The organism is Psychrobacter pocilloporae, assembly GCF_029872915.1.
Classification (GTDB): domain Bacteria; phylum Pseudomonadota; class Gammaproteobacteria; order Pseudomonadales; family Moraxellaceae; genus Psychrobacter; species Psychrobacter pacificensis.
In genome coordinates this window covers 125,095-150,583 of the sequence record NZ_PGFT01000001.1, presented here as the reverse complement: position 1 = coordinate 150,583, position 25,489 = coordinate 125,095, and the positions used below count along the sequence as shown (strand labels likewise).

Here is a 25,489-nt window from a genome sequence, read left to right as displayed (position 1 = left end):
ACTAAAGATTTTTAAATTAAGAAAAAAAGGACATAAATCACGTCGCTGGCAAATAAAGCAAGGGTCAAGGAGAATCACATGGGTAGTATCTTGAGTAGTTTAAATGGCGTCGGTATCGTGATGCTGGTATTAATAGCATTGGTAATTTTTACCGTTTTTAAAGGCGTTTGTATTGTTCCGCAAGGGTACAAGTGGGTCGTGCAACGGCTGGGTAAATATCAGCAAACTCTAGAGCCTGGCTTTAGTATCATCATTCCTTTTGTGGATAGAGTCGCTTATAAAGTCACCACAAAGGACATCGTACTAGATATCCCATCTCAAGAAGTCATCACCCGTGATAACGTGGTCATCATCGCTAATGCTGTGGCTTATATCAACATCTTGCGTCCAGACAAAGCGGTCTACGGTATTGAAGATTATGAACATGGTATCCGCAATTTGGTACAAACCTCCTTGCGCTCTATTATTGGTGAGATGGATTTGGATAATGCCTTATCGAGTCGTGATGAGATTAAAGCCTTGCTCAAACATGCGATCTCAGAAGACATCGCCGATTGGGGTATTACGCTTAAAACCGTAGAGATTCAAGACATTAACCCCTCGCAAACCATGCAAGCCTCTATGGAAGAGCAGGCCGCGGCAGAGCGTCTACGCCGCGCGACCGTTACTCGTGCTGATGGTCAAAAACAAGCTGCTATTTTGGAAGCAGATGGACGTCTGGAAGCCTCACGCCGCGATGCCGAAGCGCAAGTGGTACTGGCTAAAGGCTCAGAGGAATCAATTCGTCTTATCACAGCGGCGATGGGTGATGAAGAGATGCCGATTGTCTATTTACTTGGCGAGCAGTACATCAAGTCCATTCGTCAACTAGCGGAGTCTGACAATTCAAAAATGGTGGTGTTGCCAGCCGATATCTTGAGCACTGTTAAAGGGATGGTAGGCGATAAATTAAAGCTGTAAATATTTCAAAAAATATCGCAAAAAGACCTCGTTTGAGGTCTTTTTAACGGCTAATAATTGGCTGCCAAATCGTTATATCAGATAACTTTTGAGAAACGGTTTTTATGTTTTTTTTCTAAATACTCATCAAATACCATGGCAACATTGCGACCAAGCAAGCGGCCCCTAGGTAAGACGCGAATGCCAGCAGCATCCATATCAATCAGTCTATCTGCTTGCATCTCTCCCAGCTGTTGAATCTCATTGATGAAGTAGGTAATCGCATCGATACCGAATTTTTGATTCACATCTTTAAAATCAAGATAGTCGTGGCAGAGCAGGTTCATGATGACATATTCACGTAAGCGATCTTTGATGGACGTTTTAATATATTTCACCGCAGGCATGACCATAGGATTGGTTTTGGCAGCATCAATCTTAGCTTGATAGTTTTGCAAATCAGTATCATTTTGCAGGATATAGCGCGTATTGCTATTGGCAATTTGACTGATGGATGAGACACCAAAGCCCAATAAATCACAATCGCCCATGATGGTGTAGCCCTGAAAATTACGATGTAATTTTCCTTCGCGCTGGGCGATCGCTAGCTCATCGTCAGGCTTAGCAAAGTGATCGATACCGATATATTGATAGCCCGCTTCGGTTAGCGTGTTAACGGTGTTGCCGAGCATAGCGAGCTTAGCTGCTGGGCTAGGTAGGTCTTCATCTTTGATCTGACGTTGGGCTTTGAAACGCTCAGGTAGATGCGCATAGTTAAAGACAGACAGACGATCTGGTGACATTTCAATGATACGTTGTACCGTTTTGTCTAACGTGTCAGGCGTTTGATGCGGCAAACCATAAATCAGATCGATATTGATGGAGTGAAAACCAAGCCCTCGCGCCTCTGTTAATACATTCTCAATAAGCTCTACTGAGTGCACACGATTGACCGCGATTTGTACCGTTTCATCTAAGTCTTGCACGCCTAAGCTGATACGATTAAAACCAAGGTTTCGTAATATCTTTAGCGTATTATCACTCAGCTCACGCGGGTCGATTTCGATAGAGTAGTCGCCTTCATCATCACTCAAAAACTCAAACTGCGTCTGTAAAAACTCCCACAGCTTAACCATCTCTTCATCACGCAAAAACGTTGGCGTACCACCGCCCAAATGCAGCTGCTTGACCAAGGGCTTATCGCTACCTTCTGGCACAGACAGCAAGCGGCGTTTAAGGGCAATCTCAGCCATTAAATACTGCAGATAATCACCAGAGTCGCTATTTTTTTTGGTAATAATCTTATTGCAGGCGCAGTAATAGCAAAGGTGACGGCAAAACGGAATGTGAAAATATAAAGACAACGGCGCGCGTGACTCACGATTCTGCAAGATTTTCGTCTCAAGACCAACTGCCTCAAAACCATTTACTCCAATATTCTCAGGTATCGGCGTGAACTCTAGAGCAGTTGGATAAGAGGTATAACGCGGACCTGAACGATTGTACTTATTGATGATGGCTTCATCGAATGCTGGTAGCTGCTTACTAGTAATACTACCGCGGGTACTGGCATAAGGGTTGTCTGGTTGCATAACAGGACGCGTGGTCGACGGCGGCGCTTCCGCATCATTGTAGGGCTGCGGGTTAGTTTGTGCTGAATAATCTGTCATGCGGTATTCCTCGTTTTGACCCATAGTGGCTATAGCGTCGCTTTTTTGTGCTGCCAGATGATAACGTTTGCAGTAACAGCTTGGCTATTATAGCAACTGTCTTAAAATATGGTCATTATTATACCAAATCCCTACTTTTAGTAGGATATATCGTGATGGTTTTTAGCATTAATATTGACGGCTTTGGTTTGAGATGATTGTTTTAATGTCCTACCTATATTTTTTATAAAACACGACATTTGCACGCTGATAAATAATACTTTATCATCGATTAATCTCTAATATTAGGAAACGCTGATGTCGTTTGCTCAAGTCTATACTCGCTCAGTCGTCGGCCTGCACGCCCCCAAGGTCATCATTGAGGTACATCTATCACAAGGACTACCTGCATTGACCATTGTTGGTCTACCAGAAGCCGCTGTACGCGAGAGTAAAGACAGGGTACGCTCTGCCATTCTTAATTCAGGTTTTCAGTTTCCTAATCGGCGTCTAACGATTAATTTAGCACCCGCTGATTTACCTAAAGATGGCGCGCGTCTTGACTTGCCGATAGCCATTGGTATATTGGCGGCAAGCGGACAACTTGAGCCAGAAGTATTATCAGGGTTTGAGTTTATTGGCGAGTTGGCACTCAACGGTGAGCTGCGTCAGGTGACCGGTAGCTTGGCTGTCGCTCGCGCGATTAAGGCAGAAGGATTGGCATCAACGTTGTCGAAAACGTTGTCAAAGGCGAGTGACTCTGTAAAAAATGAGCAACATGTTACCTTACAGAGCGCACCACAATTAATCGTACCGATTGACAATGGTCGTGAGGCTAGCCGTGTGGATGGCGTGACGATATTGGCAGCGAAGAGTCTAAAAGCAGTATGTAACCACTTGCAGTCACTGGCGGATCCAAGCGGATCTTATGACTGCTTGGAGGTGGTAACGCCCAGTCCAGCACCGCAGCATGTAGGCTATCAAGTGGATTTAGCCGATGTCAAAGGACAGCACCATGCCCGCCGCGCGCTAGAGATAGCAGCAGCTGGCGGTCATTCGTTATTGTTTACAGGGCCACCGGGTTCTGGCAAAACGCTCATGGCCTCACGTTTGCCGACGATATTGCCTGATCTCAGTGATGAGGATGCACTCGAGGTAGCTAGTACGTATTCAGTGGCAGACAGTGATTACGATTACGGCACACGTCCCTTTAGGCAAGTGCATCACACCATATCAGCCGTGGCGTTGGTTGGCGGCGGCTCACGGCCCAAACCGGGCGAGATTACGCTTGCTAATAAAGGGGTGTTATTCCTTGATGAGTTACCAGAGTTTGATCGGAGCGTGCTTGAAGTATTACGCCAGCCGTTAGAAGCCAAACAAATCACTATTAGCCGTGCTAACTCGCAAATGACCTTTCCAGCCAACTTTCAATTAGTCGCTGCGATGAATCCGTGCCCGTGTGGTTATGATGGCGATACCTCAGGGCGCTGCCGCTGTCGACCTGAGCAAATCAAACGCTATCAAGACAAACTCTCAGGGCCACTATTAGATCGTATTGATTTGCATATTACCGTACCAGCATTGCCGATTGCTGATTTGCAAAGCGCGCAGGCAGGAGAAACATCCAAACAAGTACGCGAGCGAGTAGCAGCCGCGCATCAGCATCAATTAAAACGACAACAAAAAGTCAATAATGAGCTAAGCCCGAGCGAAATCGATGAATATATCAAATTAGGCGACAGCGAAAAACAACTATTGCAACTTGCTCAGCAGCGCTTGAATTTATCCGCACGCGGCTACCATCGAGTGTTACGAGTCGCGCGTACTATCGCGGACTTGGCCAACAGTACAGATATTAACAGCGCCCATGTGTCAGAGGCGCTCAGCTATCGTAGTAAGGAGTAGTCTTCGTTTGAGCCAACTATCACATCCGTTTGATAAAGGCTTTTATGGGTTAGATGTTATCTTTCATAATCCAAGTAACCAAATCCGCAAAATGATCAAACGCCTCGGTTGGATTTAGCTCACGAATGTCTTGTCCGTAGTTATAGCCATAAGACAGACCAAGCGTGTCCATATTGGCGTTTTGACCCGCCAAGATGTCGTTTCTAGAATCGCCAATCATAATCGCTTGGTCAGGAGTAATCCCCAATTGAGTACAGACATGCAGTAGGGGCGCTGGATCTGGCTTTTTGGTGGATAGACTGTCGCCGCCCATCACTTCACTAAACAGATCTTGCCAGCCGAATGTTTGCAATATTTTGGGGACAAAACGAAGCGGTTTGTTGGTCACTAGAGCGAGCGTGTAGCCAGCCGCGTGAAGTTGTTTAAGGCCACTATCGACATCGGGATAAGCAACGGTTTTGCTACCACCAATCTTAGTATATGCTTCAAAAAATATCTGCTCTGCGTGATCGGCCTCGGCTTTGGTCAGTGCGCCCTCTGGGACAGTGATATCACCGACCAAAGCACGCTCTACAAGCATTCGTGAACCATTGCCTATCCAATTGCGTATCGTCTCGATAGGGTAGGTGTCTTTACCAAGCGTGGTCAGCATTGCATTGGTGGCATCGGCCAAATCGGGCACGCTATCAATGAGTGTGCCATCAAAATCAAAAATTAAGAGTTGCTTATTCATTGTTCCTCACTATTAAAAATCATTATATTTATTGTGTTAGATATTCCGTGTTATACCTTGGCACGGTAGTATTTTAAGACTGGTCAATTTAGTGTTGTTATATTCTCAAGGTGATGAGCATTAGCAGTTACTCGACATCTTTATATAGTCAATCCACTAAAAAGCGTTACAGCGTTAACCTCGCTTGAAGTATGACGTATACATCTGCACTCGGTTGCCTTGTACCACTCTTAAATTGGATCAACTATAACGCGCGCGGTGTTCTTTTTTCATTCTTAGATAATCTTCGTTCTCACGACACTGGTCCCATTTTTGCTTAAAAATACGCGCCGATTCTGCCTTGATCGGGTCTTCGGCTTGTCGTGGTAACTCTTCGCGACCATGGGCGCCGCTTTGGCCTTTTTTATCATCGGGCACAGGACCTTTGTACTTTTTACCGCCCTTGTGATTGGCATAGCGACGCGCGCGGGTATAGCCCATTTGAATAAATTTACGCGCCATATCTGCACCGACAAAATCATCGTCAGCTAGATAATCCAAAAACATCTGGTAAATCGTCTCACTACTCTCTTTTGCAATATCAGGCGTGGCAAAACGCCAATGCGGGAGGATTTCAGACTTGTAAGGCTCTACCAGTAACACGCCTTGCTCACCACGACCAACACGATATAACTCAGGATGCGCGCGTAGATCAAGATTTTTATAATCCAAGTCGTAATCAAATTCTCTCATATCTGCCACCTAGGCTCTGTATTATAATAGGTATCTGTCCATTTATAGTTACTGAGTATACTGAGCCAAGCGGTGTAGAAAACAGCACAAAAATGTTATGCAACCGTGAGTAAAGCGAGCGATGGGTATAAATAACAGACATAAAAAAAGCCCCAAACATTGCTGTTCGGGGCTTTTTAGAATCTATTAACGAATGGTGGCTCGAGGCAGGATCGAACTGCCGACACACGGATTTTCAATCCGTTGCTCTACCGACTGAGCTATCGAGCCGTCTTCGTTGAGGCGCTATTAAACTAAATATGAGCACGACTGTCAAGTGATTTTTGCATTATATCGAATAAAAGATGATAAATAATCAAATATTGGCGAAATAAACCCTATTTACTCTATATTTAGTCTTTTACGCGCAGGAGTTCGTACTCGCTCATAATTCGGTGAATATCTGCATCCGCAGGGACAAATTCACGCACGCCTTTTTTGACCTCGGCATCATAGACCAGTTTAATAAATTTGGCATCGATGGCGCGTTTACGGTTCTCTGGATGTACCGTCAGATATTGCAAACGCTTGGCATCGGTCTGTCCATCATCAAAACAGGCAACCGCAGCGATAGGCTTATCATTGAACATACCAACATAGAGGTATTGCCCGCGTTTGAATCCTTGCGCCACTATGCTTAACACCTCAGCACCATCAGGCTGCGCATCATCACTATCGTACAATGCCTGCAAGCGTTCTGCTAGCTCATTATCGCGAGCAGGTTTTTTGATAAGTGGCGCATCCAAGCTATTAATAGCGATCGCTTCTAAAGGCATAGCAGTTCCTATAAACAGAGGGTTTTTATAGTATAAAGTCAGTATTACACCGCACTATGTCATAGAGAGTAGTGCCATAAAGGTGAGACTGTCAACGTTCGCGCCAGTCATGATTGATAATACTAAACACACTATTTTAGCAGAATGACGTAAATTTGTGCGTGGTTTGGTGCTTGGTCGTGGCAGTAAATGTTAGGGTTTGCTATGATGAGGCTAAATCATATGTGATACACATCAACCCTAATATATTGATATCTTTTGTATATATCACTTTTTCATACATTTTTTGTGGGCGCTGATGGCAGCGCTAGCCTCAATGTAACAGACAGCAATGGGCGATGTTTTACCCTATTTATAATTGACCGCTTTTCACTGATAAAAAACCGATAGAGAATAGCCATGACAGCCAATGCAACTGAGCAAAATCAAGCAACAAACCTAAATTTATACGGTCGCCCTGAGCGCATCGCGACCGTTGAGCGTATCACTGCCGAAACTCAAATCACTTGTACCATCAACCTCGATGGTACAGGCAAAGGCGTGGTAGACACGGGCGTACCATTTTTGGATCATATGATCGATCAGATTAAGCGTCATGGTTTGTTTGACTTGGATATCAAGTGCAACGGTGACACCTTTATTGATGACCATCATAGCGTTGAAGACACCGGTATTACCCTTGGTCAAGCATTTAACAAAGCGTTGGGCGATAAAAAAGGCATCCGTCGTTATGGGCACTTTTATGCGCCATTAGATGAGTCGTTGACACGCGCTGTGGTGGATTTATCAGGGCGTCCAGGGCTGCATATGGATATTCCGTTTACGCGCTCGCACGTTGGCCGCTTCGATGTTGACCTATTCAGTGAGTTCTTTTATGGGTTCGTCAATCACTCGTGGATGACGGTGCACTTGGATAATCTCAAAGGTAAAAACAGCCATCACCAGATTGAATCAACCTTTAAAGCCTTTGCTCGTGCGCTGCGTATGGCCTGCGAATATGATGAGCGTGCGCTGAATACCTTGCCATCGACCAAAGAGGCTTTCTAAGACGCATTTAAGGCTGTTCTACAAGGTTACTCAAGAGGGTCAGTTAAGTTTGGCGTACTGGTTGTACAGCCTGCGCTTAACTTCCTTGTAGCAAAACCTTATCTACACCTTAGGAACAGAAAATAGTATACAAAATAGTATAAATAGTATAGTAGTCAAAATATTTAAAAACGAGAACCAATTGATGACCAAAGTAGCGCTATTAGATTATGGTATGGGCAATTTGCATTCAGCTGGCAAAGCCTTGTCGGTAGTCGGGGCAGATGTCTCTATCACCAATGCTCCAAAAGTTGTCGCGGCAGCAGATAAAATTGTCTTCCCTGGTGTTGGCGCGATGCGTGATTGTATCGCTGGTATGCATGAGGCAGGCATTGATGACGTGGTACGCGATGCAGTGTTTAACAAACCCGTGATGGCCATCTGTGTGGGGATGCAAGCGTTATTTGAGCAATCGGCTGAAAATGGAGGTACAGACTGCCTTGGCATCTTAAACGGTACGGTAGAAGCGTTTGACCCTACGTGGAAAGACAAACAAGGCGCAACGATAAAAGTACCACATATGGGCTGGAATACGATTAGTGGTATGGATTTTGACCATCCGCTTTGGCACGGTATCGAGGACAACGCGCACTTTTACTTTGTGCACAGCTACTACTGCGCACCTAACGATAACTCTCAAGTCGCCGCTATCTGTGATTATGGCCAGCCGTTTTGTGCCAGTATCATCAAAGACAATCTATTTGCCACCCAGTTCCATCCAGAAAAGAGCCATACCGCTGGCTTGCAACTGCTAAAGAATTTTGTCGAGTGGAATGTGTAGATAGGCAGTAAACGTAAATTGCACATTTGCTTCAGAATAGGGTAGGTTATCGCTTGTATAGTCTGCCTTTTTTATTCTCCACTATTGTCATTCTTAACTATCAATTTTTAGTTATTATTGTTTAGTGATACGCTCAATCATTTTCTGCTCGCTTATATTTGGAATACTCTAGTGGACTTTAACACCTTTAAAATAAACGTTGTTGAAACAACTGGCCTTGCCAAAGATGCGTTACACATTTACGTCGGCGTCGGCGTCTATCTGCTCAGCATGTTTATCTTACGCCCTATCATTAAGAATCAGACTATCAGAGCCTTTTTAGCACTATTAGTCGTCATTAGCGTAGCACTGCTAGGTGAATATTTCGACAATCGTCACATCATCGTGCCAAAAGGCCTTCTGGCTCTAAAAGGTACAGATATCAAAGCAAGTATTCATGATCTCATTAATACCTGCCTGCTGCCTTTCGTGCTGTTTGCTTTAAATAAGTGGACAAGGATTTTTCAAGCGAGCAGCTCACCAAGTAAGCTACTAAAGAAAACCCGTTAAAACAGTTTTTCAATCCTGCTTTACAAAGCTTACGAAACATAAAAATTCTCATCTATTTAATGCTGTCTTCATTTGTTACCTTAGATTGATCATTTCTAGCTACTTAATAAATAGTTACTCAATAAATATAAATCATAAAAAAGGAAGCCACTATGAATATGCAAGATCTATTAGATAAAGCCAAAGACACTTTAGACAACGCTAAAAATACTCTAGGCTTAGAACCGCAAGAAACTGAAGCAGGCATTTATATTCCCTCAACATCATCGCTAAAGATAGCTGCGCCGAATAAAACTAACTACGATTATACTAATTACGATAATCCCTATACGGGCGATAAGAAAATCATGATGGTCTGTACCGAAGAGCAGTATATGACTATGGAGAACGGCAATAAATTTGATACCGGTAATCATCCGGTGGAGATGATGGTGCCGTTATTACATTTTAAAAAAGCAGGCTTTGATGTCGATGTGTTTACGCCAACAGGCGAGGCGGTCAAGGTCGAGCAGTGGGCGATGCCAGAAGACGATGACGACGTTAAACAAATCTATAGTGAGTACGAGTCCAAGTTTAATAGTCCAAACAGCATCGCTGACTTTGTCAAAAATGACATGGCCAATAGCGACGACTATGCAGCGATTTTTATCCCGGGTGGTCATGGCGCGATGCTAGGCTTGCCGGAGGATAAAAACCTTGGTGCATTGCTACGCTGGGGTCATGAAAAGGATCTCTTTACTTTGGCAATTTGTCATGGACCAGCTGCTCTACTAGCGGCTAATTTAGAGAGTCCTGATAGCTCTAAGCAAGACGATAACGCTAATAAAGACTTTATTTTTAAAGGTTATAAGATGGTCGCATTCCCAACGGCGATGGATAAGCAAATGCCAAAAATTGGCTATCTGCCTGGTACGATGCCATGGTACTTTGGTGAAAAGTTAGAAGATTTAGGCGTTACTATTGATAATAAACTGGCCTCAGGACAAACGCATCAAGACAGAAAACTGATCTCAGGCGATGGGCCACTCGCGGCAAATGAGTTTGGTAAAATGAGTGCTAAAGCTTTACTAAAAGAGTTTGGTTAGATTGTTTTCATAAAGTCATTATATAAAAAAACGGACTATCTATTAGTCCGTTTTTCGTTTTGCTATTTGACTTGATGATTACTTGCTTTGAGCCTTATCATATAACTCACGTACCACTTCACCAATCACTCTAATACCATCCGTCAGTGTTTGCTCATCAGCAGCGATACTCATACGGATACACTCGTGTGCGTGCTGGTAATCGCTAATATCGACACCCGGGAAGAAGTATTCACTCGGCACGATAAGCGTACCTTTTTCTTTGAGACGCTCATACAGCTCAAGGGTAGTAATCGGTAAATCCTTAAACCACAGCCACAAGAATATCGCGCCCTCAGGCTTATGAATCACTAGCGGATAATCACCCAATTCTTTTTTAAGTAAGGTAACTGCGGTCTTCGCTTGCTGCTGATAAAAAGGCTTAATCCCATTATCAGATAACTGCTTGATACGGTCGTTTTCGACCAGTGGCGTGGCAATCGCTGCTCCAAAACGTGTCGGCGCTAGATTGACCACCGCATTCATCGCGCTGACCGCCTCAATCACTTTAGCATCAGCCACGATAATACCGGTACGCATACCGGGCAAGCCAATCTTCGACAGACTAAAACACAGAATGGTATTGTCATCCCAATTAAGGGTAACGTCTGAATAAATAATATTCGGGAAGGGCATACCGTAGGCGTTATCGATAATCAGCGGAATGTCATAGCGCGCCGCAATCTCGGACAAATGCGCCATTTCCTCATCGGTCAGCACGTTACCCGTTGGGTTGGTCGGGCGTGAGCAGCAAATCGCGCCGATACGACCTTCCTTTAACGCGGGCAAGTTCTCCAACGCGTCAAAATCCACGCGATATTTAAAGAAGCCTGCTTCGCCAGCATGCGTCACTTCATCGATATGCGGCAATACGGCGGTGAAATGCTGACCTTCCACATGCACATCACTATAGCCGATGTACTCAGGGGTCAATGGCAGTAGAATGGACTTGTCGACAGATTCGTTCTGCTCATCAGTGAAAGCACCGCCAAATAGATTAAACAGATAGAAAAACGCATTTTGTGAGCCATTGGTCAGAGCGATGTTGTCTGCCGTGAGATTCCAATCATAATGACGGTTAAAAAAGCCAACCAACGCATCGATAAAGCCAGCATCCCCTTGCGGATTGGAGTAGTTTGCCATGCTGATAATCGCGCTACTGTTGGGCACGTCTGAATCGTTGTCAACGCCCAGCGCCTTATAGGTCTCCAAAAACAACTCATTGACGGCATCAATTTTGGCAGGGTTACCACCGCCCAGCATATTGACTGGCTGATCGCTTTTTAGCGCATCGCCCAAATCATCCATCAATTGCGAGATGCCCGTAGGCTGGGTAAATTTTTGACCGAACTTTGAGAATTTCATAAGGCTACCATGCTGTTTGGGAGGGTGTTATAAGGTGGTATTTAACCGATAAAGTTGGGCTAGTATAGCAAATGGTAAGAGTTAGGGAAGGGATGTTGAAAGGTGGATATTGATTAAAAAGAGTTTATATATATTACTGATATAATTCTCATATAAAGGTCTTGTCTATACCCAATTTGTCGTGTATTCTAAAATTAATCTATTGACAATATAGATGAATTTGTATATAATAACGCCAGTGCCTTTAAGCAATATATTTAATATATTGCTTAAAGGCACTGGCGTAGAAGCAAACATTAATTTACGTAATTTAGTACTAAACTTACATTTATAATTATAGAAATTTTATACTATATATAAACAAATAGTAAATTTTATATATAGACTAAATCAGTAAGGAAGTACAATCAATTTTATAATTCTACTTATTAAGGAGAATTCAAATGTTAAAACTTAATTCATTTAAGAAGGTCATTCATGAAGGCTGGGATGGTTAAACTAGAAAAGGCAGCTAAGTTCTTATTAATAGCCCCTATTGTATTTCTTGCAGTAGGGGTTATTTTTTTATGGTTATATTATGAATCTAATTATGCGAATGTAAGTACTCTTATATCGAATGAGGCTATTACAATAAGTTCTCAAAACAGTATGTATAAAATAATTGTTGGAATGTTCCCTAGTTTTCTACTAGCTGTTATTGCTTACATTGGTATTACCCTGACATATTTTTCTATACAAAGTAGTCGAGAATCTAGGGTGTGTTGACATATATAGAATAATTGATAATCATAGTGTTATGACTAGATTAACCCTAAGTGATGCCCAGTGGGCAAAGATAGCACCGTATTGTGCAGGTAAAGAGACCGATGTTGGTAGAACAGCGGTAAATAATCGACTATTTATCGAAGCTGTTCTATGGATTGTCCGAACAGGTAGTCCGTGGCGAGATTTACCCCCTGAATTTGGTAACTGGAACAGTGTTTATAAGCGCTACCGTCGATGGGTAAAAAGCGATAGATTCAGCAAGCTATTTAATGCTCTGAATGACTCAGATTTAGAGTATGCCATGATTGATGGCACTATTGTTAAGGTACATCGTCATGGACAAGGCGCAAAAGGGGGGCTTGTCATCAGGCAATTGGCAAATCAAGAGGCGGTATGACCACTAAAATCATGGCAATGGTTGATGCATTAGGCAACCTTGTTGATTTTACTTTATTGAAAGGACAACAGCATGACATGGCTGGCGTTAAACCTTTAATTAAAGACAAAGAGTTTGGTACATTGCTTGCTGATAGAGCCTTTGACACGGATTGGCTACTGCTAGACTTAGAAGAGCGTGGTAGCAAAGCGGTCATACCCCCTAAAAGCTCTCGTTTAAAGCAACGAGATTTCGATAAAGAAATGTACAAGTGGCGTCACTTAATCGAGAACTTCTTCTGTAAGCTGAAAGATTTCAAGAAAATTGCCATGCGTGCTGAAAAAACGGATGAGTCGTTTGCTGCTAATATCTATTTAGCAGCGACGATTATCCATTTACGGTAATTGTCAACACACCCTAGTAAAAAACAGCTAACTATAAAGCTAGTAACAGATCTAAACGCAGATAAAAAGCTTCAGGAAACTAAGAACTTAATGTTTCTTCAAGGTAATAACCTTACACAGTATTATAGCAAGCTAGATAATCATGAATATAAGAATAAGTCTGATACTGAAATTGCAGAGGAATTGATAAGTAAAGAAGATTTTGTAATAGGTAAATATGTAAAAATAAATAAAAGCTTTTTAAAGAACGGTAAGAAAATAAAAAACGATATTGAGGAAGAAAAAAGGAAACGAGACAGTATAATACTAGAAGATGAAAAGCTAAAAGATGATATTCATTATGTTTTAAATTATTATGAATTTATCTCTTTAGGTATTAGAGAAGGAGCGTTTGAAGAAAACTTATTTAAAAATCTACATTATTCGAGTTTCATGAAGCTTTGGAAATTTTCTCAACCTTTAATTATTCAAATAAGAACTTTAAGCAATAAAGATACGATATATCAAGAGATAGAATGGCTTGCAACGAAATGGAAGAGAGAACCTATTAAAATTAACAGTCAGACGATAGAAAAAAAGTAAATGTTTAGAAGTTTTGATTATAGCAATTTTTATTACTATAATCAAAACTTCTACATATTTTACTGTAAATCTTTACTAGCCTTTTAGTGTAACAACCATCTTCGTACCTCATGCAAACTTTCATAATAATCTACATCGTCTAAATGATTGCCCAAGCACTGTTCTAAATTGGTTCGTTCCTACTGATACTTTTCAATACCTAATATAGAAAGTATATCTTCAAGTTCAAGCGCCTGATGGATAATAGGCGCTAACCCTTTTAAGTCATTGTTTCCCTCAATTCTTGATAATCTACCAGATCTGAAAATAAAAAAATGAGCTTGGTCGATGCTAATTTCGCCAAGGCGTAAAAGTGAATAATTCCTATCAAAAAAGTACTAACTATTAGGTCATTTGAGTTCATTGCATATTTCCTAAATCATCGCCCTGACCCGTGCCATAATCCCGCGCCCAATCACCAGTCTTACATAAATGATGGCAATGGCAAATAGCAATACGATTAATGCTGCACCGCCAATAGCCAAGCTCGTCCACGGCACACTAAATTGTAGATTAAACCACTGCGTGATGGCCGCCCAGGCGCCGACGCTGGCGATGATCACGGCAAAGGTTGCCGCGCTAATACCAAGCACACCCAGCTCTAATATATTGAGCGTATACAAGTCGCGCTTTTGCATACCGAGCAGTCTAAAGGACGCGCTGTCCTTCATACGATCTTGCGAAGTAGACAGCAGCGAGCTGATCAGCACCATGACGCCAGTGAGTAGGGCAAGCAAAGTAAACACATAGACCAAGCGGCTCATTTGTACCACCAGCTCTTGAATTTGCTTGGCAATAGCCGTGCCATCGATGGTCGTGACCGCAGGGAACTGGCGTACCAGTTTGCCTTGTAGCTCTGGAATGGTATCTTCTGATACATGCGCGGTGGCAAACTGAATCTGCGGGGCAGCGGATAGCACCGACGGCTCAAACAAGAAGTAAAAATACGGGCTTGGACCACGCTCATAGCGCGTGCGAATACTGGTGATCTGCCCGACGATTTCGATACCCTGAATATTAAAGCGCACCTGATCGCCCATGCCGACATTGAGCATACTGGCGGCAGTGTCCAAGATAGATAGGGGTTTGATTTGTTCATTTGTCGCATCGATAGGCGTATATAGCGCATCGTCTGTGAGCGATTCAGTGATGTACTCAGTATCCATGACCGTATCGGCGTAGCTTAAGTTAAACACCCGCGTGGGGTCATCAAAGCCATCCTCAGGCTCGATATCTTTTGCCGGTACATCATTGGCCGTCTCTACACGCGCGCGAATGATGGGATAATAAGTGACAGGCGCCTCAATGATCGCATTAATATCGTCATGTTGATCGCTTTGCACATCGAGCAAAAACAGATTGGGCGCGTCTTCAGGATAGGCATTGATAAACTGCGCATTGATACTGTGATTGAGTGTGGTGATGAGCGTCAGCACCGCAACCGATAGCGATAAAGTGACAAAGAATAATGCGGATTGATTGCCCTTGCGCGCCAGATTATGAATGGCGATACGCTGCATCCAACTGACCTTGGCATTGCTCGCTAGCTTATTAAGCAACCACAGCCACCCACGCGCCAATAGCCAAAATATCGCCACAAAGCCGATCAAGCCGCCCAATAGCTGCGCGCCCAATGACAGCGAGCCCACTTCATAAGCAAAGAAGGCATACAGCCCTGTCATCACCAAGCCATACCACAGTAATGGCACGCGTCGATACCAAGGCAAGTTTTGCGACTGCTGGCTCGCCCCTTGATTGAGTAGGGCCGCGGGTTTGGTGGTGTTAAGCGCGCTTAAACCACGCTGCGCAATCAGCAACGTGAGGGCTAAGGCAATCACAATGGTCTTAATCGCGCTAATTGGATTGATAGATAGACCCACGTCAGCAGGTAAGATAGCCACGAGATACGGCTGACCAATTTTAAGCAAACCCAGACTAAGTACAACTGCTGCGATACAAGCAATGGCAGTCGTGACGATAAGCAGTTGATAATAGCTACGTTTGAGTGAACCAAGCGGCTCGCCTAACGCCAAACGAATGGCATTATTGGACTGCTGCTTGCTGACGAACGCACTAATGACACCGTACATGGCGACCGCCGAGAGTAGCAGTACGGCAATGACCAGTAGCTTTAAAAACATCAATACATTATCAGAGATACGCGAGACCGAAGTGTCCGCCGAATCAGCATCAGAGAGCTCGATATCAGGATAGCTGGTCAGTATGCCTGTGAGCTTTTTGCGCTGCGTGTTTATCAGCTCAGGATCACCTGCTATCTCGATACGGTAATTGATGCGGCTGCGCTGACCGAGTAGATTGGTCGCCTCTAACGCATCTTGTTTCATTAAGACCCGCCCACCAAAACCAAAGGCGGTCAAAGGTCGATCAGGCTCTTTGGTCAGCACATCACTGATCGTAAACTGCGCATCGCCAATATCGATACGGTCGCCGACACTAGCATTTAGGCTACTGAGCACTTCTGGGGCGACGACGATATTGTCAGCGGTTAGTTGCTCCCACAGTGGCTTTCCTGAGGCAAGCTCAGCGGTACCGTACAAAGGATAAGACGGTGTGACGGCTTTGACGCTGGCAAGCAAAGTTTGCTCATCGGTGACGAGCATGGCGCTAAACTGATAGTCATACACGGTCTGCGTATCGGGGATGGTTTCTACTTGCGCCAATACCTCGCTTGGCCAATCTTGCTTACTGTTTAAGATCAAATCCCCACCAACGAGTGCGCGCTGATTGTCATTGATATAACGATCGACAGACTGCTGCACAGAATCGAGGGTCAGGTAGGTTGCAAGTGACAAGGTCAATGTGAGTAGAAACAACACTGGATACACCCAGCGCTGCCACCAGCTACGGCTGAGTGCTTGCGAGCCTAGTGTTTTGGTGAAAAGTTGATTGAGGATACCGCTAGAATAACTGGTCTCTTGACGCATACTGGTATCAGTCTTTTTTATATCAGTCGATGTGTTGTCTGTCAGCTTTTCATTCATGTCGGTACAATCCGGCCGTCATGCATGGTAATGACGCGATCTGCCATCTCGGCAAGCGCAGGATCGTGAGTCACGACTACCAGTGCCGAGCCAACCTGCTGGCGTAAGTCTAATAATAATTGCATAACTTGATCGGCATTTTGCTCATCCAAGTTACCCGTTGGCTCATCGGCAAAGACAATTTTAGGATGCGATACTAGCGCTCGTGCCACAGCCGTACGCTGCTGCTCACCACCTGATAACTGATTGGGTAAGCTGTGACGGCGATGACCCAAATCAACCGCATCAATCAGCTCGTTGACTCGTGCTGGGTTTGGATGCCTTGCGATATCAAGAGGAAAGGCGATGTTTTCGGCGACAGTTAGGGTCGGCAGTAGATGAAATGACTGAAAGACAAAACCCATGTCCTGTTGACGAATAACTGCAAGTGAGTCTTCATCCAAGCTGCTGAGCGTTTGATCTGCCAGCGATACTGTACCACTATCAGGATAATCTAGTGCTGCGAGCAATCCTAGTAAGGTCGATTTACCCGAGCCTGATTTACCCATAATGACCACAAACTCGCCAGCATTGACGTATATATCGACGTCCTTAATGATAGATAATTTTTGCTCACCGACTTGCACGGTTTTGTTTAGCTGTGAGGCGGTCAGTAGGGCTGGTGTCTTAGCGTCTGCTTGTGGCGTGGATGCGGTAACCGAAGGTGATGATGTCATTACAGTGTCTCGTTAAATGGTCTCGTTAAGTAGTCTCATTTGGCGTACTTTTTGTCGTTTCGGCTTGAACGGTTTCAGCCGTATTCTCTGGATCGGTTGTTTTTAGCTCTTTTAACTCATCTAATTTCGGCTCTAGAATAGGCAAGATATTGTCATTGACGATGATCGTGTAGCCTTCTTTGGTTGGGTGAATGGCATCGGCTTGGTTGAGCTCAGCCTCACCACCGACACCCTCCAAAAAGAATGGTATTAGAGGGACGCTCATGTCTTTCGCGACGCGAGGATAAATGTCTGAGAATGCGGCAACGTAGTCATCGCCCAAATTATCATAGATCGACATCCCGCCCAAAATGACGACACTGCCATTGTCTTGCAAACGTTTAACAGCTGTCCGAATATTGGCTTCAATCGTCGCCACGTCGATACCGCGTATAGCATCATTAGCCCCAATGGTCAAAATCGTCACATCAGGTTTGGTTTGTAATACCCAATCTAAGCGATTGACGAGTCCCGTACTGGTTTCACCGCTCAGCCCTGAGTTGATCACTTCGGTATTCTTATAACCCATTGCCTGCAGACGATCTTCTAACTGCGCAGGGTAGTTATCATTTTTATCCACCCCAAGACCTTCCGTCAGTGAGTCGCCAAGCGCTAAAATAGTGATTGGTGATGAATTGACTTGCATATCGGTGGGTGCATCAGCATTGGTGTCTACGGACGTTGTATTGGCTTGGTTGGCTGTCGTTTCAGTATCTGAGCGTTGGGTGTCAGTCGGTTGATTCGGTGTGGTCGGCTCAGTCTCTTTTTGACAACCACTGATCGCCATGATAGCAGCGAGCATGGCAATAGCAGGCAGGTGCTGAGCGAGCCGAGAAGGGGTATTTAGCATGGGTGTTATGTCCTATAAGCAATCAAGCTGATGTAGAGTCAGCTCAAGATTTAAATCATCTTGCACTGACTATAGCAAAATAAGACAGCCACCAATATTGCCCTAAGGTTAATTTCAAGACAGCTTTATTGCGCGTTAGAAATCAAGGACTTATAGACAGCAGTATGTAGATATTTTGATAAGCTAATATCAAATGTATTTACCATCGACCATCACTGGACGACTGACGAGCCAAGCAATCACAACGTTTGCAATCATCAGTATCAGAATAATAAAAAGCGGCAGACTCCAGCTATCAGTCGCTTCATGGAGCCCGCCTGTGCCAAGCGGACCAAAAAAGGCAATCAAATAACCGACGGCCTGTGCCATACCAGACAGCTCACTTGATTGATTGGTAGTATAGGTACGCAGGGAAAACAGCATCATACTCAAGGTAAAAATCGCTGAGCAACCAATCCCCATCATGGCTGACCATAGCCACGCCAACTCAGTAGATAGATAGCTGATACCTAATACGCCAATGACATTGAGCACAGCGGCAAACACGGCGAGTGCTTGAATAGGACGACCACGATTAATCAGCCATGTCAGACTCAAGATAGAGATGGGTGCCATAAACTGAAACACAGAACCCATTTGGCCAGCGCTCACGGCAGATAGCCCTTTACTAACCAAAATAGAAGGCAAAAAACTGGCAACGGTATAAAACAGTAATGATTGTAGCCCCATAAAGACAGCAATTTGCCAAGCAAACGCCGTTCGCCAAATAGAGATAACAGAGGCATCTTTATCTGTAGATATGACGAGTTGGTGGTTGGATGAGCCCAAACGCACACGCAAAAATAACCAAATCAATAACGCAAAAATACCTAAAACCGTCCATCCACCCAGCGCCCATTGCCAGCCTACTTGCTCAGACAAAGGGAGGACGATGCCTGAGACTATCCCAGCGGTCACCGTCATTGTTAAACTAAACAAACCCGTAATCAGCGGAATATGTTGCGGAGTATGTTGCTTGATGACAGGCGCGGCCAGTGTATTGGCAAAGCCAATGGCTAGAGTCAGCAATAAAGTACCGATTAAAAACCCAGTCCACGTCGGGATAACGGTACGCAGAATCATGCCAGTGGTTAATAGCGCGATCATGGCAATCAGCGTATTTTCAAGTCCGAAGCGCTTGCCAATGGCTGGCGAGATCAGCGCACCAAGGGCAAAACCCAGCATCGGCACCGCGCCCAACCAGCCAATCTGTATCTCCGAGATATTGAGTGCTTCTTTCACCACTGGCGCGATAGCGCCCAGCGCAACGATAGGGGCACGCATATTGGTCGCTAGCAAAATCATGGCACATAGCACTAACCAAAAGGTGAAACGTGATGAAGGCAGATTGGATGAGGTAGACATAGCAGCACAACGATAACAGGGAAAAAGGACACGTTATAAGACAGCGCCGAAAAATCGTCGCTTGTAAAACAACACCAAAGATCATTTACTCAGACACGTACCTAAACGGTAATCAATAACGTCAAACAGAACTAAAAATTTGCAGAGGGCAAAACAGATAAGTTTGCTGGCCAATTTTTTAAATAGAAAATATCTAGATAGAGAGTGTCTAAATAGGAATAATAAGAGATGGTGACATGAAAATAACGCCAAGTCACTTTGAATGACTTGACGCTATTATACGAACAGATGTTAGGTAAATACTACCTGCGTATGGTAACCAATGAGTTTTTACACAGATTTGCCGAGTTGGGCAGCTCTTAACGCGTTTTCTTGTTGTTCTGCCATCAATGAGTCGCACTTGTTGGGATCATCGCCACAAAATGAGCACTGCTCATCACCCATCAATTTGGCAACACCACCACAAGAGCCTTTGAGCGGCTTTTTTTTGACCATATAACCGATGCCCATAAAAACGAAAAATAGGATAAACACTGTAAAGGTAATGGCAAGCATAGGAAGCAATTGGCTAAGCATAGAGGAAACCTCATTGTCAAAAGTGGGGCAGTTGCTGTTAATGATGTACTTTTAATGGCAACTAACTAATAGTATAGCAAATTTTGGTGTTGCTCGTTGTGCGTTATCGTATTCTCTTGTTTCAATGCCAAAAACTTACTAGGGCTTTTTGTCAGCGCGTAATGCTTGCATTGCTGGTGTCTGAACCACTTGCCAGTCATCGATATTATCATCAGACACGTTATCAGAAACATTACTCTCAGACCTGTCTGTTTTTATATCGTCAGCCAACACCACAAACATAGCAGCCAAGTTTTGAGCTTTAGCGACATCTAGTGCTTTATGATAGGGCATGGCAGTCAGAGCGGTTGCCCATGCATCCGCCAATGCAACAGAATCGGCCGCGACAGTGACTGAGGGCGCACCGCCTGCAATGGGTTTGCCAGTGGTCGGATCGATGGTATGGCTATAGCGTTTGCTATCAAATATGACGGAGTTGCGATAATTTCCAGAGGTTGCCAGATGCATTTGGCTAGCCGTATTTTTTGGCTGACGAATGGCAGATATCGTTTGGCGCTCGCTGACAGTGCTGCCTTCAATAGGGGCGTCAATCGCAATTTGCCATGGCTGCTGTAGGTTGTTAACGCCAGATGTCGAAATTTCACCGCCAATCTCAACCATATAATTGCGAATTTGATAATCCTCTCTCAGCACATCGGCGATGACATCAACCCCATACCCTTTGGCAACGGCAGAAAAATCAAGCTCGACGCCATCTTTGGTTTTAGACACCGTTTGGTCTTTTTTGATAATGCTCTCAAAGTCTACCAGTGCTTTTGCTTGGGCAATCTCGAGCGCTGTAGGCGGACTTTGTAGACGCTCGACTGTCATGGTGCTGCCAAAACCCCAGGTCTCGACAAGCGGCATCACCGTAGGATCGAATGCGCCGCCAGATTGCTCGTAGACAATCTTTGACACATCCAGCACCCGACTAAAATCAGCGTCGATGGTAATCGGTGTATTCTTATTCAACCGATTAAATTTAGAGATGGTCGAGTCGCTCTGATAGGTCGACATGCTGTCATTAATCTGTTTCAAGCGTTCATCGATTGACGCTTGTATGGCAGCTTCATCTGCATTATCAGGGAGCTGATAGCTGATATGGTAGCTTGTCCCCATCGTTTCACCAGTCAGATAGTTATAATCTGGTGTTTGCTGGCAAGCACTGAGACTCACCATACTAGCGAGACCCGCGATGCCAAGCAAAGAAGCATTTATGGGTTTTGAGGAGGCGGAGCAGTATCGGGTATTTTTCATAGGATCTTCGGTATAACGCAGAAATGAGTTGGGGTATAAAATAAGTCAGGCCTATTTTACACCCCTTAACCCTACAAATACCAATGATGGCAATGTTCAGTGACAATCTACTGCATACCAAGCCACCGCATACTAATCTACTGCATACCAAGCTATTTTACTTGCGACTCGCGTATGAGCCTATAAAGTTTGGGCGGTGAGACACGATTGACCCGTGTTGCCAGCTTTTCTTTACTGCCAGCGACCACGATATATTCTTCACCTTTTGAGAGTGCCTTCACCACTTGCTTTGCAAAATCAGTTGCCGTGAGACCGTTACTGGTTGCTTCATCCATGGTGCCCTGAACGCTGCCATCACCTGTCAAGGCATTGATAGAGATGTTGGTCTGAATAAATCCTGGGAATATCGTCGCAACCTCTATACCTTTGTCATGCAACTCTGCCCGTAAACTGTTTGCCCACATATGCAATGCGGCTTTGGCTGCGCCATAAGCACCGCGATATTGTGTCCCTAGTAATCCTGCCACACTCGATACCATGACGATTTTGCCGCCACCTTGTGCGATCATATCAGGCAGTATCAGTCTGGTTAGTCGCGTCTGAGCAAAGTAATCTACCTCCATAATCTGACGCTCGACGTCTTCGTCAGTTTCCATGATGAGTGAGCGCTGGCTAATACCGGCGTTATTGATGAGCCAATCAATGTTTCCAGCCTGAGCTTTGGCATTGTCATAGGCGGCTTTTGCTTGAGCGGCATCACTGATATCAAAAGGAACGACGATATGTTTTTTGGAGTGCTTGCAGCTTTTTTTGACGACATCGAGCTTTTTCTTATCGCGTCCACTCAGTACGATCTTAGCACCACGCTTGGCAAAGGCAATCGCCAATGCTTCTCCAATACCACTAGAAGCACCCGTGATCCAAATGGTCAGATCTTTGTATTTGGTTTTCATAAGCGTCCTTTCTTAATATTTAGAGCGCTCATGATATAGGATAGCAATGCTGATCTACCAGTTAGATTTGTAGTCTCAACAACCACAATGATTGCTAAAAATCACACAAAAAAAGAGCCTCAATTGAGACTCTTTTTATATACACTTTTAAGTTTATCTGGCGGGGTTATTTAACCACCGAAATCATCAAGCATGATGTTTTCGTCTTCTACGCCCAAGCTGTGGAGCATATCGATCACAGCAGCGTTCATCATCGGTGGCCCACACATGTAGTATTCACAGTCTTCTGGGTTTGGATGATCTTTCAGATAGTTTTCGAGCAACACGTTATGGATAAAGCCTGTTGGACCTTCCCAGTTATCTTCTGGTAATGGGTCAGACAGAGCCACATGCCATTCAAAATTGTCAAACTCTTCTTCTAGCTGATCGTAATCTTCAACATAGAACATTTCACGAATCGAGCGAGCACCATACCAGAAACTGATCTTACGATCTGTTTTCAAGCGCTTGAGCTGATCAAAGATATGCGAGCGCATGGGAGCCATACCAGCACCACCACCGACAAAGATCATTTCAGCTTCAGTATCTTTGGCAAAGAATTCACCATACGGGCCTGATACCGTCACCTTATCGCCAGGTTTTAGGCTAAATACCCAAGAAGACATTTTGCCCGGTGGAATACCGTCAGGACCACGTGGCGGTGGACTTGCGATACGGATGTTGAATTTGATGAGGCCTTTTTCTTCAGGGTAGTTGGCCATCGAATACGCACGAATAACGGGTTCATCGACTTTTGAGACGTATTTGAAGACGTCGAACTTCTCCCAGTCTTCACGGTACTCTTCGCCGATATCAAAGTCTTTATAATGAACTTCATGCGGTGGCGCTTCAAGCTGCACATAACCACCAGCGCGGAAGTTTACTTCTTCGCCTTCTGGGATTTTTAGCACCAGCTCTTTAATGAAAGTCGCAACGTTATCGTTTGAGATAACCTCACATTCCCATTTTTGTACATCAAAGAATTCAGGATCAATCTCAATTTTCATGTCTTGCTTAACAGCTACCTGACAAGCCAAGCGCATGTGATTGCGGATCTCGCCTTGAGTAAAATAGCCTTCTTCGGTGGGCAAAATAGAACCACCACCTTCAATAACGCGGCAACGACACTGCGCACAGGTACCACCGCCACCACACGCTGAAGACAAAAAGATGCCTTCGCCCGCTAGCGTTTGCAGTAGTTTACCGCCTGCTGGTGTCACCACGTCATTATCGGGATTATCATTAATATGGATAGTGACATCGCCTGAACTGACCAGTCTTGAGCGCGCCGCCAAAATAATAGCGACGAGGCCCATGATGATCAAGGTAAACATAGCAACGCCACCAATCGCCGTAGCGTAATCCATGGTAGGTATCCTTAATCTATGGGGTAGGGGGGCGAAGACATTTTTTATGCTGTGTCCGAACCCTTACCGAATAAATGAATTAAATAGATCAAATAGCTAATAGAAGCTTTGAGCTTAGTAGTTTAGATGGACATACCACCGAACGACATAAAGCCGAGCGACATAAGACCAACCGTGAGAAAGGTAATACCAAGACCGCGCAATGGTGCTGGAATGTCTGAGTATTTGAGCTTTTCACGAATACCTGCCAATGCAGTAATAGCAAGTGCCCAACCGAAGCCTGCGCCCACACCATAGACGACAGATTCACCAAAGTTATAATCACGCTCGACCATAAATAGTACACCACCCAAGATGGCACAGTTTACGGTGATTAGTGGTAAGAATACCCCAAGCGCGTTGTATAAACTTGGTACAAACTTGTCCAAGAACATCTCTAGAATCTGTACGGTGGCTGCAATCAAACCGATGTAACTAAGCAACCCTAAGAAGCTCAAGTTGATATCAGGAAAGCCTGCCCAAGCCAATGCACCATCTTTTAGGATGAACTGGAATAGCAAATTGTTTAGCGGAACGGTGATGGCCATCACGACAATCACAGCAACCCCTAGACCAATCGCTGTCGAGACTTTTTTGGATACGGCCAAAAAAGTACACATGCCTAAAAAGTAGGCAAGTGCCATGTTCTCGATAAAGACTGAGGTTATAAATAAACTAATATAATGTCCCATTAGTGACCGCCTCCATGTGCCATGCCTTTAGACTGCGGCTTCATTACAAACTCAGCTTCTTCCACTTGTTCTGGTTTCCAGGTACGGACGATTGCGATAAACAAAGCAATAATGAAGAACGCTGATGGTGGCAATAGCAACAGACCGTTTGGTATATACCAACCGCCATCAGTAACTGGTTGTAGGATAGTGATACCAAACCAAGTACCTGCGCCTAACAGCTCACGAATGGTGGCAACGAATAGCAAGACCGCTGAGTAACCAAGACCGTTACCAATACCATCTAAAAAGCTTGGGATTGGCGGGTTACTCATGGCAAATGCTTCAGCACGGCCCATAACGATACAGTTGGTGATAATCAAACCAACGAAGACCGACAGACCTTTACTCACATCATAAGCGACCGCTTTTAGTACCTGATCTACCAAGATAACCAATGAAGCAATAATGGTCATCTGTACGATGATACGAATGCTCGATGGAATCTGCTTACGAATAATAGAGATAAAGAAGCTTGAAAATGCCGTCACCAAGGTGAGTGCCACACACATGACCATGGCATTGGCCATACTCGTTGTGACTGCCAGTGCCGAACAGATACCAAGAATCTGTAAACCAATGGGATTATTGTCAAAAATAGGCGTGGTTAAAATACTTTTAGTGTCAGCCATT

Annotated in this window: 23 protein-coding genes, 1 tRNA gene and 1 pseudogene; 8 read left to right on the top strand and 17 right to left on the bottom strand. The window is 44.4% G+C overall.

The features are described from left to right. Positions 1-78 precede the first annotated feature (78 nt). Entirely contained in the window at positions 79-960 is an 882-nt protein-coding gene (locus CUR83_RS00670; protein WP_093070296.1) for an SPFH domain-containing protein, read from the top strand. 77 nt (positions 961-1,037) lie between these two features. On the opposite strand, the gene hemN is transcribed toward CUR83_RS00670, so the two are convergent. Continuing rightward, positions 1,038-2,531 carry an oxygen-independent coproporphyrinogen III oxidase gene (gene hemN / locus CUR83_RS00665; RefSeq protein WP_071003728.1) on the bottom strand — a complete coding sequence of 498 codons (1,494 nt, stop codon included), beginning with the start codon at positions 2,529-2,531 and terminating at the stop codon, positions 1,038-1,040. A gap of 375 nt (positions 2,532-2,906) precedes the next feature. Between hemN and CUR83_RS00660 the strand changes: the two genes are divergently transcribed. Further along, positions 2,907-4,493 carry a YifB family Mg chelatase-like AAA ATPase gene (locus CUR83_RS00660; RefSeq protein WP_186475355.1) on the top strand — a complete coding sequence of 529 codons (1,587 nt, stop codon included), beginning with the start codon at positions 2,907-2,909 and terminating at the stop codon, positions 4,491-4,493. 49 nt (positions 4,494-4,542) lie between these two features. Here CUR83_RS00660 and CUR83_RS00655 read toward each other — a convergent pair whose 3' ends face one another. The 4 genes from CUR83_RS00655 to CUR83_RS00640 all read right to left on the bottom strand — a co-directional run bounded on the left by CUR83_RS00655 (position 4,543) and on the right by CUR83_RS00640 (position 6,773). Beyond that, the gene (locus CUR83_RS00655) at positions 4,543-5,226 is read right to left on the bottom strand and encodes a phosphoglycolate phosphatase (protein ID WP_186475356.1); all 684 of its coding nucleotides are present in this window, start codon (positions 5,224-5,226) and stop codon (positions 4,543-4,545) included. 240 nt (positions 5,227-5,466) lie between these two features. Continuing rightward, positions 5,467-5,958: a DUF4385 domain-containing protein gene (locus tag CUR83_RS00650; RefSeq protein WP_212564070.1), complete on the bottom strand. Its 492-nt coding sequence runs from the start codon at positions 5,956-5,958 to the stop codon at positions 5,467-5,469. 194 nt (positions 5,959-6,152) lie between these two features. Further along, positions 6,153-6,228, bottom strand: a tRNA-Phe gene (locus CUR83_RS00645). 122 nt (positions 6,229-6,350) lie between these two features. After that, complete coding sequence (locus tag CUR83_RS00640; protein WP_071002690.1) at positions 6,351-6,773, bottom strand: hypothetical protein; 423 nt, start codon at positions 6,771-6,773, stop codon at positions 6,351-6,353. A 399-nt stretch (positions 6,774-7,172) separates the two neighbouring features. On the opposite strand from CUR83_RS00640, the gene hisB reads away from it, so the two are divergent. From hisB to CUR83_RS00620, 4 genes are all read left to right on the top strand, one after another. Further along, positions 7,173-7,820, top strand: a complete 648-nt coding sequence (gene hisB / locus CUR83_RS00635) for an imidazoleglycerol-phosphate dehydratase HisB (protein ID WP_093070309.1) — start codon at positions 7,173-7,175, stop codon at positions 7,818-7,820. Positions 7,821-8,004: 184 nt separating this feature from the next. Further along, complete coding sequence (gene hisH, locus CUR83_RS00630) at positions 8,005-8,640, top strand: imidazole glycerol phosphate synthase subunit HisH (RefSeq protein ID WP_093070311.1); 636 nt, start codon at positions 8,005-8,007, stop codon at positions 8,638-8,640. 171 nt (positions 8,641-8,811) lie between these two features. Then, complete coding sequence (locus tag CUR83_RS00625; RefSeq protein WP_025645257.1) at positions 8,812-9,189, top strand: hypothetical protein; 378 nt, start codon at positions 8,812-8,814, stop codon at positions 9,187-9,189. Between the two features lie 152 nt (positions 9,190-9,341). Beyond that, positions 9,342-10,274: a DJ-1/PfpI family protein gene (locus tag CUR83_RS00620; RefSeq protein WP_284718862.1), complete on the top strand. Its 933-nt coding sequence runs from the start codon at positions 9,342-9,344 to the stop codon at positions 10,272-10,274. A gap of 78 nt (positions 10,275-10,352) precedes the next feature. Here CUR83_RS00620 and CUR83_RS00615 read toward each other — a convergent pair whose 3' ends face one another. Then, positions 10,353-11,678 (bottom strand): valine--pyruvate transaminase, encoded by a 1,326-nt coding sequence (locus CUR83_RS00615; RefSeq protein ID WP_284718861.1) that lies wholly within the window; start codon positions 11,676-11,678, stop codon positions 10,353-10,355. Positions 11,679-12,474: 796 nt separating this feature from the next. Between CUR83_RS00615 and CUR83_RS00610 the strand changes: the two genes are divergently transcribed. Further along, a protein-coding gene (locus CUR83_RS00610) for an IS5 family transposase (RefSeq protein WP_201587701.1) occupies positions 12,475-13,223 on the top strand; the annotation gives its coding sequence in 2 pieces (ribosomal slippage) (positions 12,475-12,805 and positions 12,805-13,223; 750 coding nt in all). Further along, complete coding sequence (locus CUR83_RS00605) at positions 13,224-13,805, top strand: DUF4760 domain-containing protein (protein WP_284718860.1); 582 nt, start codon at positions 13,224-13,226, stop codon at positions 13,803-13,805. A gap of 179 nt (positions 13,806-13,984) precedes the next feature. On the opposite strand, the pseudogene CUR83_RS13420 reads toward CUR83_RS00605, so the two are convergent. The 11 genes and pseudogenes from CUR83_RS13420 to CUR83_RS00555 all read right to left on the bottom strand — a co-directional run. Beyond that, a pseudogene (locus CUR83_RS13420) lies at positions 13,985-14,143 on the bottom strand (DUF3969 family protein); the annotation flags it as partial. Between the two features lie 75 nt (positions 14,144-14,218). Next, complete coding sequence (locus CUR83_RS00600; RefSeq protein ID WP_284718859.1) at positions 14,219-16,846, bottom strand: ABC transporter permease; 2,628 nt, start codon at positions 16,844-16,846, stop codon at positions 14,219-14,221. Next, entirely contained in the window at positions 16,843-17,562 is a 720-nt protein-coding gene (locus CUR83_RS00595; RefSeq protein ID WP_186475363.1) for an ABC transporter ATP-binding protein, read from the bottom strand. Before CUR83_RS00595 ends, CUR83_RS00600 begins: the two co-directional genes overlap by 4 nt. A 25-nt stretch (positions 17,563-17,587) precedes the next feature. Next, on the bottom strand, positions 17,588-18,451 hold the full coding sequence (locus tag CUR83_RS00590) for an arylesterase (RefSeq protein WP_186475364.1): 864 nt from the start codon (positions 18,449-18,451) through the stop codon (positions 17,588-17,590). Positions 18,452-18,640: 189 nt separating this feature from the next. Next, positions 18,641-19,855: an MFS transporter gene (locus tag CUR83_RS00585; RefSeq protein WP_071002699.1), complete on the bottom strand. Its 1,215-nt coding sequence runs from the start codon at positions 19,853-19,855 to the stop codon at positions 18,641-18,643. Positions 19,856-20,185: 330 nt separating this feature from the next. Beyond that, positions 20,186-20,431, bottom strand: coding sequence for a (Na+)-NQR maturation NqrM (gene nqrM, locus CUR83_RS00580; protein WP_058025258.1), 246 nt, complete (start codon positions 20,429-20,431; stop codon positions 20,186-20,188). Positions 20,432-20,569: 138 nt separating this feature from the next. Beyond that, complete coding sequence (locus tag CUR83_RS00575) at positions 20,570-21,727, bottom strand: FAD:protein FMN transferase (RefSeq protein ID WP_186475366.1); 1,158 nt, start codon at positions 21,725-21,727, stop codon at positions 20,570-20,572. Positions 21,728-21,879: 152 nt separating this feature from the next. Beyond that, positions 21,880-22,680, bottom strand: coding sequence for an SDR family NAD(P)-dependent oxidoreductase (locus CUR83_RS00570; RefSeq protein ID WP_284718858.1), 801 nt, complete (start codon positions 22,678-22,680; stop codon positions 21,880-21,882). A gap of 170 nt (positions 22,681-22,850) precedes the next feature. Next, the gene (gene nqrF / locus CUR83_RS00565) at positions 22,851-24,086 is read right to left on the bottom strand and encodes an NADH:ubiquinone reductase (Na(+)-transporting) subunit F (protein ID WP_284718857.1); all 1,236 of its coding nucleotides are present in this window, start codon (positions 24,084-24,086) and stop codon (positions 22,851-22,853) included. Between the two features lie 122 nt (positions 24,087-24,208). Continuing rightward, on the bottom strand, positions 24,209-24,817 hold the full coding sequence (gene nqrE / locus CUR83_RS00560; RefSeq protein ID WP_058025262.1) for an NADH:ubiquinone reductase (Na(+)-transporting) subunit E: 609 nt from the start codon (positions 24,815-24,817) through the stop codon (positions 24,209-24,211). After that, positions 24,817-25,488, bottom strand: a complete 672-nt coding sequence (locus CUR83_RS00555) for an NADH:ubiquinone reductase (Na(+)-transporting) subunit D (protein WP_186475369.1) — start codon at positions 25,486-25,488, stop codon at positions 24,817-24,819. Before CUR83_RS00555 ends, nqrE begins: the two co-directional genes overlap by 1 nt. Between the last annotated feature and the right edge of the window lies 1 nt (position 25,489).

Excerpts from the sequence above, each read along its gene's own strand:
- CUR83_RS00670 (WP_093070296.1), top strand. The coding sequence starts at position 79 with ATGGGTAGTATCTTGAGTAGTTTAAATGGCGTCGGTATCGTGATGCTG.
- hemN (WP_071003728.1), bottom strand. The coding sequence starts at position 2,531 with ATGCAACCAGACAACCCTTATGCCAGTACCCGCGGTAGTATTACTAGT.
- CUR83_RS00660 (WP_186475355.1), top strand. The coding sequence starts at position 2,907 with ATGTCGTTTGCTCAAGTCTATACTCGCTCAGTCGTCGGCCTGCACGCC.
- CUR83_RS00655 (WP_186475356.1), bottom strand. The coding sequence starts at position 5,226 with ATGAATAAGCAACTCTTAATTTTTGATTTTGATGGCACACTCATTGAT.
- CUR83_RS00650 (WP_212564070.1), bottom strand. The coding sequence starts at position 5,958 with ATGAGAGAATTTGATTACGACTTGGATTATAAAAATCTTGATCTACGC.
- CUR83_RS00640 (WP_071002690.1), bottom strand. The coding sequence starts at position 6,773 with ATGCCTTTAGAAGCGATCGCTATTAATAGCTTGGATGCGCCACTTATC.
- hisB (WP_093070309.1), top strand. The coding sequence starts at position 7,173 with ATGACAGCCAATGCAACTGAGCAAAATCAAGCAACAAACCTAAATTTA.
- hisH (WP_093070311.1), top strand. The coding sequence starts at position 8,005 with ATGACCAAAGTAGCGCTATTAGATTATGGTATGGGCAATTTGCATTCA.
- CUR83_RS00620 (WP_284718862.1), top strand. The coding sequence starts at position 9,342 with ATGAATATGCAAGATCTATTAGATAAAGCCAAAGACACTTTAGACAAC.
- CUR83_RS00615 (WP_284718861.1), bottom strand. The coding sequence starts at position 11,678 with ATGAAATTCTCAAAGTTCGGTCAAAAATTTACCCAGCCTACGGGCATC.
- CUR83_RS00600 (WP_284718859.1), bottom strand. The coding sequence starts at position 16,846 with ATGAATGAAAAGCTGACAGACAACACATCGACTGATATAAAAAAGACT.
- CUR83_RS00595 (WP_186475363.1), bottom strand. The coding sequence starts at position 17,562 with ATGACATCATCACCTTCGGTTACCGCATCCACGCCACAAGCAGACGCT.
- CUR83_RS00590 (WP_186475364.1), bottom strand. The coding sequence starts at position 18,451 with ATGCTAAATACCCCTTCTCGGCTCGCTCAGCACCTGCCTGCTATTGCC.
- CUR83_RS00585 (WP_071002699.1), bottom strand. The coding sequence starts at position 19,855 with ATGTCTACCTCATCCAATCTGCCTTCATCACGTTTCACCTTTTGGTTA.
- nqrM (WP_058025258.1), bottom strand. The coding sequence starts at position 20,431 with ATGCTTAGCCAATTGCTTCCTATGCTTGCCATTACCTTTACAGTGTTT.
- CUR83_RS00575 (WP_186475366.1), bottom strand. The coding sequence starts at position 21,727 with ATGAAAAATACCCGATACTGCTCCGCCTCCTCAAAACCCATAAATGCT.
- CUR83_RS00570 (WP_284718858.1), bottom strand. The coding sequence starts at position 22,680 with ATGAAAACCAAATACAAAGATCTGACCATTTGGATCACGGGTGCTTCT.
- nqrF (WP_284718857.1), bottom strand. The coding sequence starts at position 24,086 with ATGGATTACGCTACGGCGATTGGTGGCGTTGCTATGTTTACCTTGATC.
- nqrE (WP_058025262.1), bottom strand. The coding sequence starts at position 24,817 with ATGGGACATTATATTAGTTTATTTATAACCTCAGTCTTTATCGAGAAC.
- CUR83_RS00555 (WP_186475369.1), bottom strand. The coding sequence starts at position 25,488 with ATGGCTGACACTAAAAGTATTTTAACCACGCCTATTTTTGACAATAAT.